The sequence below is a fragment of the Staphylococcus sp. IVB6214 genome (assembly GCF_025558585.1).
In the GTDB taxonomy this organism is placed as follows: Bacteria; Bacillota; Bacilli; order Staphylococcales; family Staphylococcaceae; genus Staphylococcus.
Window position 1 is genome coordinate 1540559 of sequence record NZ_CP094723.1, and the last position, 13967, is coordinate 1554525.

Sequence of the window (13967 nt, forward strand, 5' to 3'; positions counted from 1 at the left end):
AAAAGAGCTAGATTTTAGCATCTAACTCTCTCATCTCTTATTTTTATATCCTAACTATACGACTGTCTCGATATACATTAATTATATCTAAAAATATATTTGGGTAATTTTGTAAAAACTAATAAGTAAGTAGTTACAAATTTTTCAGCTGTCTTTCCTGATCCATTTTAATATATATAATTGCAATAATTTGAACTTCTTTCTTTTTATCATCTATCTGAAAGTAAATATAATAATTTTTTACTCGAAATTTCCTAAATCCTAAATCTCTCCATGGAACTTCTTCGATACATTTAAAACGCTGTGGCATTGTTTCCAAAGAATATATCTCAAATTTTAATAAGTTCAAAACCTGCTTCGCAATACTCGGCGCTTTTAATTCTGTAACAATATATTCTCTTATAAGCGTAAGATGTTCTTTTGCTTGCTTTGTAAGTCTTATCTTATACTTATCCATTACAAACCTCTTTCAAGTTCTTCAAAGACTTCATCTATACTGTAAGTATCTCCTTGTATTGCCTGTGCATAACCATTCGCCATTAATGAATTAAATGCTTCTTCATCCATATTTTCTTTTGTTGGCATATTTTTAGGTGCTTTTAGAGGGAATGGAATACCGTTATTAAAGATTATCTGTCTGTAAAACATATCTATCGCGGTAGCTCTAGAGATTCCCATACTATCTAAAATCTCTTCAGCTTGTTGTTTTACATTTTCTTGTATTCTTACATTTACATTTGCGGTTTTATTAACTGACATATCAATCCGCCTCCTTAGTGACATCATAGAATATTGTATCGTATATTGCAATACAACAACTTTATAAATAGTTCTTTGGGGTTAATGCTCCCTAAATTCACGTTGTTTTAGTATATTTTAGGCAGTCCCCGTGTCATCCCCTCATAAACTGAAATAATAAATCTAAAAAAAAGAGCTAGATTTTGGTATCTAACTCTTTCATCTCTTATGATCTACGCTCCAACAATGCAACTGTCTCAACATGTGTTGTATGTGGGAACATATCTACGGGTGTGATTTCTTTGATTTGATATTGCTCTTTTAATAGTTCTACATCTCGTAATTGCGTACTTGGATTGCAAGAAACGTATACAATACGTTCCGGTGCTAATGCTTTTAACGTTTCAATAAAGGTCGGATCGCATCCTTTTCGTGGTGGATCAACTGTGACGACATCAGGTTGAATGCCTTCACGTTGCCAGTCCAAAATCACTTTTTCAGCTGGTCCTGCAACAAATGTGGTATTGTCATAGTGATTATTTTGGGCGTTGCGTTTGGCATCTTCAATCGCTTCTGGTACAACTTCTACGCCATAGACATGTTTCGCTTTGTCAGCCATGGATAACGCAATTGTTCCTATACCACAGTATGCATCTAATACAACTTCATTTCCTGATAATTGCGCATAGTCAACTGCCAATTGATATAGTTTTTGAGTTTGTGTGACGTTGATTTGGTAAAAGGATAAATCACTAATTTCAAAGTGAATATTGTTCAATGTGTCTTCAATATAGTCTTTACCGTACAACGTATGAGATGTCGATCCCATAATAACATTTGATTTTTCACGATGTATATTCACCTTTACACTTGTAACAGCTGTGAATTTATCTGTTAATGTATCAATAATGGTTTGTGCATGTGGCAAATGCTTACCGTTCACCACAAAAATTACCATCACTTCATTAGTGAAATGCCCAATCCGAATCACAACATGACGTAATAAGCCTTTATGACGCTGTTCATTGTACGTTGGGATGTTATAAGTTTGTACCCATTGTTTAATTTCACGCATAATGTCATTTTGAATATCGTCTTGAATTAGACATGTGTCCATATCAATAATGTCATGACTTCGTTGTCGATAAAAACCCATTTGAACGTCTCCGTCTTTTGTTGAACCGACAGGAATCTGTGTTTTATTACGATAATGCCATGGATTCTCCATTCCGACAGTTGGGTGTATCGGAACATCTGTCATTTTCCCTTTACGGTGGAATAAATTAACAACTTGTTCACGCTTCATATTGAGCTGTGCTTCATATGACAAGTGCTGTAACTGACAGCCACCACATTTGTCATAATAAACACATGGTGGTTGAACACGTTCATCACTTTCTTCTAAAATATCAACAAGTTTGCCAAAACCATAATTTTTGTTTACTTTGATCACTTTATACCGGATTTTTTCATTTGTTAAAGCATGCGGGATAAAGATTGGGTATCGATCTACTTTTACAACACCGTGGCCTTCATGTGTTAGATCTACAACATGTCCTTCATATACTTCATTTTTTTCAACGATTGCCAAAATATTTCACTCTCTTCATACCATAGTTAGCAGAAAAAGGGAGTGGAATAGAAAGCCTCTTCAAATATAAGCTTTCATTGTCCCACTCCGACAAAGTGTCTAGAAGTGAAATAATTTTCCATTTCAGCTCCCTACTGCCATTTAACTTATTACATGATCACTATTAGATAAACGCTTTGTCTCATACAGTGTGCTAAAGCGAGATTTCAATCGCTCTAATCAAATAGATCATCTGTGTTCTTAGGTTCTTCAATCAATAATTCATTATCTACATTTGCAGGAGAAAACACTTCAATGTGTCTTACTAAGTTCAAGAAGTTAGCTGGCAATTGTCCGCCATATTCTCCATCAACATTCAGTGGCATCTCTGCTAAAGATGAAATATTAACAGATTGCGCCTTAATATAGTGAACTTTTGGATGTTTCGTGTGTTCACCACGTGAAGCTAAGGTCATAATGTGACCCAATTCAGCTAAACTCGCTTTTTCAACGATTAGTAATGTAAACATACCATCATCGAGCTTTGCATCAGGAACAAGTTTTTCAAATCCTGCCATCGAATTCGTCAAGCCGAGTAAAAATAAGGTAATCTCACCTTCAAATACTTCGCCATCATATTCGATACGCACATCAACTGGGTGCATTTGTGGCAACATCTCAAAACCTTTAATATAATACGCAAACGGCCCGACAATTGTCTTTAACTTGCTTGGCGCTTCATACGAAACTTCTGTAATTTTACCTCCAGCAGCAACATTGATAAAGTATCGATTGTTCATCTTTCCAATATCTACTTGTATTGTTTTGCCGTCTAAAATCACATCTACTGCTTCAAAAATATCTGTTGGCAAATGTAATGCACGTCCGTAGTCATTAACTGTTCCCATTGGGATTAAGCCTAATTTTGGGCGATTGGGCTTTTCTGCAATCCCATTGATGACTTCATTGAGCGTTCCATCTCCACCTGCTGCAACAATCAAATCATACTGTTCATTGATGGCACGCGCAGCTTCTTCAGTCGCATCTCCCGCTTTTTGGGTCGCATATGCACTGGTCTCAAAGCCTGCTTGTTCAAATTTCACCAATACATCAGGTAAGGCGCGTTTAAAAAGCTCTTTCCCAGATGTTGGATTATATATAATCCTCGCACGTTTTCTCATTCATATCCCTCAATCATTTTTGATATACTCATTGTTAATATTAAAACAATCTGTAATTTAAAGAAAGCCAAAACATTCAATATTGAACAGAATTCTTTAGTGATTGTCACGTGTTAAACAAAATTGAAAACACACTGCCGAACGTAAATCTACGATTGACAGTGTGCTGTTTAAGCAAAGATTATTGTTTATCGAGTTCTTGTTTCAATAATTTATTCGCAAGTTGTGGATTCGCTTGGCCTTTAGATAACTTCATAATTTGACCAACTAAGAAGCCCATCGCTTTGCCTTTACCATTTTTATAGTCTTCAACTGATTGTGGGTTATTTGCGATTGCATCTTGAACAAACTGTAATACTGCACCTTCATCAGAGATTTGAACAAGGCCTTTATCTTTCATAATTTGTTCAGCTGTTCCACCATTTTCAGCAAGTTCTGGGAAGACTTTCTTAGCGATTTTACTACTCATCGTACCGTCTTCAATTAACTTGATCATACCGGCTAAGTTTTCTGGCGTTAAACCTGTATCTTGAAGTTCGATTTGATTTTTGTTTAGGTATTCGTTCACGCCACCCATTAACCAGTTTGATGTTAACTTCACGTCAGCACCTTCTGCAACTGCCGCTTCAAAGAAATCAGACATTTCTTTTGTTAGTGTTAAGACATGCGCATCATACGCTGGCAAACCAAATTGTTCTACGTATTTAGCTTTACGTGCATCTGGTAATTCAGGAATTGATGCTTTTACACGTGCTTTCCAATCTTCATCAATGTACAACGGTACAATATCAGGTTCTGGGAAGTAACGGTAATCATCTGACGCTTCTTTTACACGCATTAAGATTGTTTTGCCCGTTGACTCATCAAAACGACGTGTTTCTTGAAGGATTTCGCCACCATTCAACAATTCCTCTTCTTGACGTTTTACTTCATATTCAAGACCTTTACGCACGTTGTTAAATGAGTTTAAGTTTTTCAATTCTGCCTTCGTACCAAATTCTTTTTGGCCGACTGGACGGATTGATACGTTGGCATCACAACGTAATGAACCTTCTTCCATTTTACAGTCAGAAACACCCGTATATTGGATGATTGATTTTAATTTTTCTAAGTACGCATATGCTTCTTCAGGTGAGCGAATATCTGGTTCTGACACGATCTCAACTAATGGTGTACCTTGTCGGTTTAAGTCAACAAGAGAGTAACCATTTTTATGTGTTGATTTACCAGCATCTTCTTCCATGTGAAGACGTGTAATACCGATACGTTTCGTTTCACCATTCACTTCGATATCAATATGACCGTGTTCACCGATTGGTTGGTCTAATTGTGAAATTTGATACGCTTTTGGATTATCTGGATAGAAGTAGTTTTTACGATCAAACTTCGACTCTGTTGCAATCTCCATATTTAATGCCATCGCTGCACGCATTGACCAATCTACCGCACGCTTATTCACTGTTGGTAGGACACCTGGATATGCAAGGTCGATAACGCTTGTATTTGTATTTGGCTCTGCACCGTATGCTACTGGCGCATTCGAAAACATTTTTGAGTCTGTTTTCAATTCAACGTGGACTTCGAGCCCGATTACTGTTTCAAAATGCATTTGCTTGCCACTCCTTATAAGTTTTGATATTGGTCGTGTAGATTGAATTGCGTTTCATATTGATGCGCAACACGATACAATGTTTTTTCGTCAAATGGTTTACCAATCAATTGTAAGCCGATTGGGCGTCCATTCTCTGCTAAGCCACATGGTACAGAAATACCTGGAAGACCTGCTAAGTTCACAGGTGTTGTTAACAAGTCGTTCGCATACATTGTCAACGGATCATTGATTTCAGCGCCAATATCAAATGCAACTGTTGGTGTTGTTGGTCCTAAAATAACATCATAGTCTTTGAAGACATTTTCAAAGTCATTTTTAATTAACGTACGAACTTTTTGTGCTTTTTTGTAGTATGCATCGTAGTATCCTGAACTTAATACGTATGTTCCAAGGAAGATACGGCGTTTTACTTCTTCACCAAAACCTTCACTACGAGACATTTTGTATAGCTCTTCTAAAGTATTCGCATCTTTTGAATGATAACCGTAACGAATACCGTCAAAACGTGCTAAGTTTGATGATGCTTCAGCTGATGCAATCACGTAGTATGAAGGGATACCTGAAGATGTACGTGGTAAGCTCACTTCTTCTACTGTTGCACCTAATGATTTAAATGTTTCAGCTGCTTTTAATACAGCTTCTTTGACTTCACTATCGACACCTTCACCGATATACTCTTTTGGTAATGCAATCTTCATACCTTTAATATCTTTACCGATATCAGCAGTAAAGTCTGTTGCAACGCCTGGTGCACTTGTTGAATCCATTTCATCTTCACCTGAGATGGCTTCTAAAACAATGGCATTATCTTTAACGTTACGTGTGATTGGTCCAATTTGGTCTAATGATGATGCGAATGCAACAAGACCAAAACGAGATACGCGGCCATATGTTGGTTTAAGTCCTACAACACCACAGTAGGCTGCTGGTTGACGGATTGAACCACCTGTATCCGTACCTAAAGTGAATGGTACAAGACCTGCTGCAACTGCTGCTGCAGAACCACCTGAAGAACCACCTGGTACCGCTTTGTGATCAAATGGGTTTACTGTCTTTTTGAAGTAAGACGTTTCAGTAGAGCCACCCATTGCAAATTCATCTAAGTTCACTTTACCGATTAACACACCATTTTCGTTATGAAGTTTTTTCATAACTGTTGCATCATAGATCGGTACAAATCCTTCCAACATCTTACTTGCACATGTAGTTTCTAAACCTTCAGTAATGATGTTATCTTTAATCCCCATAGGAATACCGAATAACTTGCCGTCCATTTCGCCTTTTGCTTGAAGTTCATCAAGTTCAGCTGCTTTTTTAAGTGCATTTTCTTTATCTAATGCTAAAAATGACTGAATTGTTGGATCAGTTTCTTCAATTGCGTCATAGATATCGTTGACAATTTCTGAAGGCTTAATCTTATTATCCTTAATCATTTGTTGTAAATTTTCAATTGATTCATAACGGATGCTCATCTTTATGCGTCCTCCTCATTCATAACAGCAGGTACCTTGAATTGTCCTGCCTCAACTTCTTTCGCATTCACTAATGCTTTATCTTGTGGCAATCCAGTTACTGCAACATCTTCACGTAAAACATTTTGTAAATCTAAAACGTGGTTTGTTGGATTGACATCTTCTGTGTTTACTGAATCAATTTGATGACAAAAATCTAAAATACCCGCCAAAGTTTCTTGCATCGCTGTTGACTCTTCTTCAGTCACATTCAATCGCGCAAGATTAGCGATATGTTCGACTTGTGCTTGTGTAATTTCAGCCATTGAAATATAGCCTCCTTAAAAATACTCTTTTATCTACAAATTGTATCAGACTTTGCCCTAAAAATCTAAACAAATTAATAATAGAGAGGATGTGGAGGGAGCGCTTTGGATTTGAGTAGAATCCGAGCAATGAAAAAATTGCTTTTTAAATGCAATACCTTCAATTCCTATTCAAGTTCTCGAAAAATGATTAAAAATGATTAAATATGTATAAAAAATCGCTACACTTCGTATATTTTCAATCAAATCTATTAAATAAGAACTTTCCATATCCCCCGTATACTGTATAATACTTATAAGCCACTAAAAAACTAAAGGGGGACTTAATATGTTTTTATTAGGCGCAACATTGTCCAGTCAGGTCAATCCGAACTGGCAAACTTACATTATGATAGCTGTTTATTTTATCATTTTGTTAGTGATTGGTTTTTACGGCTACAAACAAGCAACAAGTAACTTAAGTGAGTACATGCTTGGTGGTCGTAGTATTGGTCCATGGGTTACCGCACTTTCAGCGGGTGCCTCGGACATGAGTGGATGGATGATTATGGGGTTACCTGGTGAAGTATATTCAACAGGGCTATCTGCACTTTGGATTACGATTGGTTTGACATTGGGAGCATATATTAACTACTTAATTGTAGCACCACGATTACGTGTACATACTGAAATTGCAGGAGATGCGATTACTTTACCTGACTTTTTTAACAATCGTTTGAACGATCAGTCAAACATCATCAAAATTATTTCAGGTACAATCATCGTTGTCTTCTTCACATTGTATACTCATACTGGTTTCGTAGCCGGCGGTAAACTTTTTGATAGTGCATTCGGGTTGAATTATCACATTGGCCTTGTTTTAGTTGCTGTTATTGTTATTTTATATACTTTCTTTGGTGGTTACTTAGCAGTATCAATTACAGACTTCTTCCAAGGTGTGATCATGCTTATGGCTATGATCATGGTACCAATTGTTGCATTATTAAAATTAAATGGCCTCGATACATTCGATACAATCGTTGAACTAAAACCAACGAACTTAGACCTTTTCCGTGGAACAACTGTAATCGGTATTATTTCATTTTTTGCATGGGGACTTGGTTACTTCGGTCAACCACATATCCTTGTACGTTTTATGAGTATCCGATCTGTGAGTCTCTTCACATTAACACGTCGTATCGGAATCTCATGGATGGCAGTTGGGTTATTCGGTGCCGTTATGATTGGTCTACTTGGAATTGCTTTCGTTCCAGCACAAGGTGTTGAACTACAAGATCCAGAGACATTGTTTATTTTAATGGGTCAAATCTTATTCCACCCGTTAATTGGCGGTTTCTTATTAGCGGCAATTTTAGCAGCCATTATGAGTACGATTTCTTCTCAATTACTTGTAACATCAAGTTCATTAACAGAAGACTTTTACAAGCTGATTCGTGGTAAAGAAGCAAATGCAAAGGCGCATGAAAAAGAATTCGTTCTAGTTGGACGTTTATCTGTAGTTATCGTTGCCATAGTAGCAATTGCCATTGCTTGGTCACCAAATGATACGATCTTGAACTTAGTGGGGAATGCTTGGGCAGGATTCGGTGCATCATTTGGACCGCTTGTGATCTTATCACTTTATTGGAAAGGTCTTACAAGAGATGGTGCCGTTGCAGGTATGGTTGCCGGAGCGTTAACAGTTATTTTATGGATTGTCTTCGCACATCCACTCGGAGAAACATATCAATTCTTCACACTTTATGAAATCATACCTGGCTTCTTAGCAAGCTTGATTGTGACTTTCATTGTATCAAAAATCACGAAAAAACCTGGTGACTTTGTTGAACGTGATCTCAACGAAGTGAAACGCCAAATTCGTGAAGCAAAATAATCAAAAGGGGTATCGGACGTTACGCTATTTTGCGTAAACGTCCGATTTTTATGCAGAATACTCGACAGCATTCCTACGATTTCGGCAATATTTGAATAGCAATTTGGTGCATCGCTCGATTGGTTCAAATGCAAAACACTTCTGTCACAATCAAAAAAACTCCCAGCTACATCATCTGAGCTAGGAGTTTTGGAAGTCCATTTTTTGTGGTGGGCAGATAATAAAAAGTAACTAATTTTATTTTTAACTTAATCATAACATGTAGTCATCTCTACATTCATTTAAGCGTACAGTTTAATTATTAATTGTGCGCTTTTTCTATACCATCATTTCTTTAATACTCGCTTGCCAAGGCGCCTCACTTCAACTAATTTTGGCTTTATTGAATAAAAGAAGCCAAAATGGATTTTCCGTTCGGCTTGTTGCCTTAGGCGTCTCGTATTAGAAATGATTTTAGATACACATCTCTAAGTGTGTTAGGACATATTAGATAGCGATTACTACGTAATATATTTATGCAGCGTTATTTATTAGTAAACTATCCTTTTTACGTCGTTGATATAGCTTAAAAATAATCAGTATCCTTGCCTTGAAGTTATTAAAGTTTCGATAGCCATATGATACACGTTTAATAAGCTTAATTTTATTATTGATACCTTCAATCGCTCCATTGTTTAACTTAGGGTGTTTAATTGTTGAATAAAGGATATACTCGTATTTTTTATAGAACCGAATGACACGCCAAACACCACGTGATACATGCTTCTTATCAACACTCATTAAAGTTTCTTTGAAACGTAACCAATCACATTGTTTTAATGCTTCTCGAAGGTGATGAACTAACATATATGTGTCATAGAGCTGCTGATCAAGATTTAATAGATACTCTAAAATATCTCTTGATGTCGTATACGTTTTGAAGGACTTCGACCAAAAGTATTCATAGCTGTTGATATCTTGTCTGTCAGAAAGGAAAAGTTTCCAGTGTTTTTTCATTTTCGTGTAATCTGTTGATGACTTATAGCGACAAGTATTCATTATAGAAATACGTTGCTTATTAAGTTCACGGTTAAGGTGCTGAACAATGTGAAAACGATCAAAGATTAAAATCGCATTCGGGAATACTTCATGAATGAAGTTAATGTAGGGTTCATACATATCGGCTGTGACCGTTTTGACAGCTAATCGTTCACGACGATCAAAACGATAGAAGTACTCTTTAAGTTTGTGAATACGTCTATCTTCTAAGATATCGATAATCTGATTCGTTTCATTATTTATAAACAGAAAACTCATCGCTGTTGTCACATTTTTAACGCTTTTAAATTCATCTATGGAGAGATGTTTAGGCAATCCAGATGAAGGTTTTACTATTAATGATTGTGAGATATGGTGAATACATCTCTTAACTGTGCTTGGTGAAACACTACAATCATTAGCAATGTCTATCTCAGACTGTACACGTGTGAGTTTGTCCTGAATCGCTAATTTCACACGGTTAGTAATAAAGCAATTACTATCAACAATGTTTGTTTGAGCCGTAAAAGTCTTTAAACAATGTAGACACTTAAAGCGTTCTTTCGCTAAATTAAGATAAACATTAGACTCTTGAGATTTTAATAGTGTTAAACGCGAAACACGTTTACCGTGCTTATGTATTTGTCCGTCATTGACACAACCACACTTCATACATGCCTTTGGTGTATAAGAAAGTGTTCCATAAACAACCGTAGAAAGCTGACCACGCACTTCTACATCTTCTTCCACTTTAAGAACTTGAATATTTTCATCTTTTATTTTTAATAGTTTTAATATATCATTACACATAGGCGCATCATGTCTCCTCTCATTTTTTGTTTAGGCACTTAAAATTATAGAGGCATGAGCGCTTTTTTTGTATCAAAATGATTTAAAAAACAAAAAAGGGCGGGACAGCAGTTCATGCCATCCCACCACAAAAGATTAAGACCCGGAGTTTTTTACGTTAATGATTATAGATATGCACTTTAGGTTCTGAGTCATCTTCACCTTTTGTAATAAGTGCGCGTGGCTCACTGCCGTCCTTAATATGAATCTCATAAATAGGCACATCTTTTAAATCTTTTTCAGCCAACTGTGTTACATATTGAGTAATCCCAATCAATTCTGCTTTTCCATAGTAATCAATCGGTAAATCAACGACAAGATTGTCTGCTTTTTTGTTTACAAACTTAACCTTACCAACGGCTTGTGTAAAGTTATTAAAATATGATTGCAAACTGCTGTTAAAATCTTGAAAGTTTGAATTCAAACCTTCATCTAAATCAGCTGCTTCACTTGAAGGGAGTAGGACCGTTTGTTCATTGACCTTTTTCCAATCATTCAACTTCGCACCATTCTTCTCTGATACCGCATAGCTTACAAATTGACCTGGTACGATGTCTTCTTCACTTGATTGAATATAAATTGCAAAGGTAATCGGAATATCTTTCAACTCATTATTTTCACGTAGGCGAGATAACATCTCTTCAGCCATTTCCTGACCTTTTTCTTTGACCATTTTCGTATCCAACGTTTCACTATATGTTTCGCCATATTCTTCTTTTTGATAATAGTAGACACTATTCATCGCCAGACCAATTGTCATTCCTTCAATTTCTTTTCCTTCTGTATCACTCGTACTATAAAAGTCTTGTTCTAATATATTTGATAGAAGTGCTGGTGTATTTTTAGCAATTTTTTCTGGATTCTTTTCTCCATTTACAGAAGGATTGAGTCCAAGATTTTCATTGGCATTCGATTTTTCTTTCTCTTCATCACTCATCTTATCAATTTCTTTTTTCGTAAATTTCGGCTTTAAATATGCTCGAATCGTATCTTTATTTAAAAATTGACCTTCTTGATATAAATACTGATCTGTTAGAAAAACTTCTTGGCTAATCTTTAATAAGCCATTTTCAAAGTCTTCACCATTATATCCATTCGCCATCTTTTCTTGGACAAGACCGCGTGCTTGACTCTCTTTGAATGGTAAAATCGTACGGTAGTTATCACCTTGTACATTTTGATCTGTTGCTATTTCTTTCACTTTTGTTTGCTTCTTAGATGAATTGGTTTGTTCTTGATCTTGTTTCTCTTCAGATTGTTCATCATCTGTCGGTGCACAGGCTGTTAATATAAGACTTAGCCCCAACATCATCGCAATTGTTCGTTTCATTGCCTGCTCCCTCATTCCTCACGCATTGCGTTTTGTTTATCAATAAATGTTTGTTCATCCCATATTGGTGTTCCAAGTGACTCTGCTTTTGTTAGCTTTGACCCAGCATCTGTGCCAGCAATGACAAGATCTGTTGACTTTGTCACACTGCTTGTCACTTTAGCACCTTGTCGCTTCAACCATTGACCTGCTTCAGACCTTGTCATCTGTTGAAGCTTACCAGTCAATACAATTGTTTTTCCATGAAATTCTGGGTGACCTTCTACTTCAGAAAGCTTTTCTCCCGTATAAGACATGTTCACACCACGTGATTGTAACTTTTCAATCAAGGCTTTGATATCTTCATTGGCCATATATGTCACAAATGATTGTGCAAGTTTTTCACCGACGTCATGAATTTCTGTAAGCTCAGCTTCTGTGACAGACATCAATCGTGTCATCGTCTCATATTTTTCGGCAAGCACTTGGCTCGCTTTGACGCCGAGATGTCGTATACCAAGCCCAAACAATAAATGTTCTAAAGATTGTTGTTTAGATGCTTCGATAGCAGCTAGTAAGTTGTCTGCCTTTTTCTCACCCATACGTTCAAGTGGTAACAGATCATCTTTTGTCAGTTGGAAAATATCTGCAACGTCACGTATAAGTTCGTTGTGGTACAGTTGTTCAATGATTTTCGTTCCGAGTCCATCGATATTCATCGCTTGACGCGAGACGAAATGAATCAGCCCTTCCACGAGTTGTGCTTGACATTTTGGATTGATACAACGCAGTGCGACTTCACCTTCAATGCGCACGAGTTCATGACCACAACTCGGACAATGCGTCGGCATGTGATACATTTCGGCATGTTCCGGTCTGCGTTCGAGAACGACTCGTACCACTTCTGGAATAATATCGCCTGCTTTTTTGACAACGACACTATCACCGATACGTATATCTTTCTCGTGAATCAAGTCTTCATTGTGCAATGATGCGCGTGAAACGGTTGTACCCGCTACACGAACAGGCTCCAAAACGGCTGTCGGTGTGACAACGCCTGTACGTCCAATGCTTAACTCGATATCCAAAAGCTTTGAAACGACTTCTTCTGCAGGAAATTTGTATGCAATTGCCCAGCGTGGTGATTTCTGTGTAAAGCCCATTTCTTCTTGATGTTCTATTGCGTTGACTTTGATAACAATACCGTCAATGTCGTATGGCAACGATGCACGATGATTTGTCCAATATGCAATATATTCGAGAACATCATCAATTGACGATACTTCACGGCGCTCAGGATTCGTTTTAAAGCCTAAGCCATCCAATTCAGCCAAAGCTTCACTTTGCGATGATGCATCCAGCTCTGTAAAGTCATTGATACTGTACAAAAAGATATCCAACTTACGTTCAGCTGCTAGCTTTGAATCTAGTTGCCGTAATGATCCTGCAGCGGCATTTCTAGGATTGGCAAATGGCTGCTCGTCATTTTTCTCTTTTATTTCATTTAATTTTAAAAATGATTTACGTGGCATATAGGCTTCTCCACGTACTTCAAATGAAATCGGACGCTCCAACGTTAAAGGGATCGCATAGATTGTTTTTAAGTTTTCGGTAATATCTTCACCTGTTGTTCCGTCTCCACGTGTAAGCCCTTGAACAAAGACACCGTCTACGTATTTTAACGATACGGCAAGTCCGTCAATTTTCAGTTCACACATATAGGTGACTGATCCGACCGCTTCTCTTACACGCTGATCGAAACGCCTTAAATCGTCTTCGTTAAATCCATTCCCTAAACTTAGCATAGGTGTATCATGTCGTACTTTTTTGAAAGTGGATTGTGCTTGTCCACCGATTCGGACAGTCGGTGAGTTAGATGACTTAAACTCAGGATGTGCCGCTTCAATCTCAATGAGTTCTGCCAACAACTGATCGTATTCGGCATCTGGCACACTCGGGTTATCTTGAACATGATATTCATAGTTATATTGGTGAAGCAACTGATGTAAAGTTGCAACTCTTTTTTTCAGTTCTGTCATCT

Annotated in this window: 11 protein-coding genes; 1 reads left to right on the plus strand and 10 read right to left on the minus strand. The window is 37.1% G+C overall.

The window, feature by feature from the left end; all coding sequences use genetic code 11:
* Positions 1–133: 133 nt before the first annotated feature.
* From MUA51_RS07575 to gatC, 7 genes are all read right to left on the minus strand, one after another.
* The gene (locus MUA51_RS07575) at positions 134–457 is read right to left on the minus strand and encodes a type II toxin-antitoxin system RelE/ParE family toxin (protein ID WP_262559196.1); all 324 of its coding nucleotides are present in this window, start codon (positions 455–457) and stop codon (positions 134–136) included.
* Positions 457–759 (minus strand): type II toxin-antitoxin system RelB/DinJ family antitoxin, encoded by a 303-nt coding sequence (locus tag MUA51_RS07580; protein WP_262559197.1) that lies wholly within the window; start codon positions 757–759, stop codon positions 457–459. Before MUA51_RS07580 ends, MUA51_RS07575 begins: the two co-directional genes overlap by 1 nt.
* 205 nt (positions 760–964) lie before the next feature.
* Positions 965–2329 (minus strand): 23S rRNA (uracil(1939)-C(5))-methyltransferase RlmD, encoded by a 1365-nt coding sequence (rlmD, locus tag MUA51_RS07585; RefSeq protein WP_262559199.1) that lies wholly within the window; start codon positions 2327–2329, stop codon positions 965–967.
* Between the two features lie 215 nt (positions 2330–2544).
* Complete coding sequence (locus MUA51_RS07590) at positions 2545–3489, minus strand: diacylglycerol kinase (RefSeq protein WP_262559200.1); 945 nt, start codon at positions 3487–3489, stop codon at positions 2545–2547.
* A gap of 181 nt (positions 3490–3670) precedes the next feature.
* Entirely contained in the window at positions 3671–5098 is a 1428-nt protein-coding gene (gene gatB / locus MUA51_RS07595; protein WP_262559201.1) for an Asp-tRNA(Asn)/Glu-tRNA(Gln) amidotransferase subunit GatB, read from the minus strand.
* Positions 5099–5112: 14 nt separating this feature from the next.
* Positions 5113–6573, minus strand: a complete 1461-nt coding sequence (gene gatA / locus MUA51_RS07600) for an Asp-tRNA(Asn)/Glu-tRNA(Gln) amidotransferase subunit GatA (protein WP_262559202.1) — start codon at positions 6571–6573, stop codon at positions 5113–5115.
* A 2-nt stretch (positions 6574–6575) separates the two neighbouring features.
* Positions 6576–6878 (minus strand): Asp-tRNA(Asn)/Glu-tRNA(Gln) amidotransferase subunit GatC, encoded by a 303-nt coding sequence (gene gatC / locus MUA51_RS07605; RefSeq protein WP_262559203.1) that lies wholly within the window; start codon positions 6876–6878, stop codon positions 6576–6578.
* A gap of 328 nt (positions 6879–7206) precedes the next feature.
* Between gatC and putP the strand changes: the two genes are divergently transcribed.
* Complete coding sequence (gene putP, locus MUA51_RS07610; protein ID WP_262559204.1) at positions 7207–8751, plus strand: sodium/proline symporter PutP; 1545 nt, start codon at positions 7207–7209, stop codon at positions 8749–8751.
* A gap of 513 nt (positions 8752–9264) precedes the next feature.
* On the opposite strand, the gene MUA51_RS07615 is transcribed toward putP, so the two are convergent.
* From MUA51_RS07615 to ligA, 3 genes are all read right to left on the minus strand, one after another.
* Positions 9265–10578: an ISL3 family transposase gene (locus tag MUA51_RS07615; protein ID WP_262559205.1), complete on the minus strand. Its 1314-nt coding sequence runs from the start codon at positions 10576–10578 to the stop codon at positions 9265–9267.
* Positions 10579–10735: 157 nt separating this feature from the next.
* Positions 10736–11947 carry a CamS family sex pheromone protein gene (locus tag MUA51_RS07620; protein WP_262559206.1) on the minus strand — a complete coding sequence of 404 codons (1212 nt, stop codon included), beginning with the start codon at positions 11945–11947 and terminating at the stop codon, positions 10736–10738.
* A gap of 11 nt (positions 11948–11958) precedes the next feature.
* On the minus strand, positions 11959–13965 hold the full coding sequence (ligA, locus tag MUA51_RS07625) for an NAD-dependent DNA ligase LigA (RefSeq protein WP_262559207.1): 2007 nt from the start codon (positions 13963–13965) through the stop codon (positions 11959–11961).
* Positions 13966–13967 lie beyond the last annotated feature (2 nt).

Excerpts from the sequence above, each read along its gene's own strand:
- MUA51_RS07575 (WP_262559196.1), bottom strand. The coding sequence starts at position 457 with ATGGATAAGTATAAGATAAGACTTACAAAGCAAGCAAAAGAACATCTT.
- MUA51_RS07580 (WP_262559197.1), bottom strand. The coding sequence starts at position 759 with ATGTCAGTTAATAAAACCGCAAATGTAAATGTAAGAATACAAGAAAAT.
- MUA51_RS07590 (WP_262559200.1), bottom strand. The coding sequence starts at position 3,489 with ATGAGAAAACGTGCGAGGATTATATATAATCCAACATCTGGGAAAGAG.
- gatB (WP_262559201.1), bottom strand. The coding sequence starts at position 5,098 with ATGCATTTTGAAACAGTAATCGGGCTCGAAGTCCACGTTGAATTGAAA.
- gatA (WP_262559202.1), bottom strand. The coding sequence starts at position 6,573 with ATGAGCATCCGTTATGAATCAATTGAAAATTTACAACAAATGATTAAG.
- gatC (WP_262559203.1), bottom strand. The coding sequence starts at position 6,878 with ATGGCTGAAATTACACAAGCACAAGTCGAACATATCGCTAATCTTGCG.
- putP (WP_262559204.1), top strand. The coding sequence starts at position 7,207 with ATGTTTTTATTAGGCGCAACATTGTCCAGTCAGGTCAATCCGAACTGG.
- MUA51_RS07615 (WP_262559205.1), bottom strand. The coding sequence starts at position 10,578 with ATGTGTAATGATATATTAAAACTATTAAAAATAAAAGATGAAAATATT.
- MUA51_RS07620 (WP_262559206.1), bottom strand. The coding sequence starts at position 11,947 with ATGAAACGAACAATTGCGATGATGTTGGGGCTAAGTCTTATATTAACA.
- ligA (WP_262559207.1), bottom strand. The coding sequence starts at position 13,965 with ATGACAGAACTGAAAAAAAGAGTTGCAACTTTACATCAGTTGCTTCAC.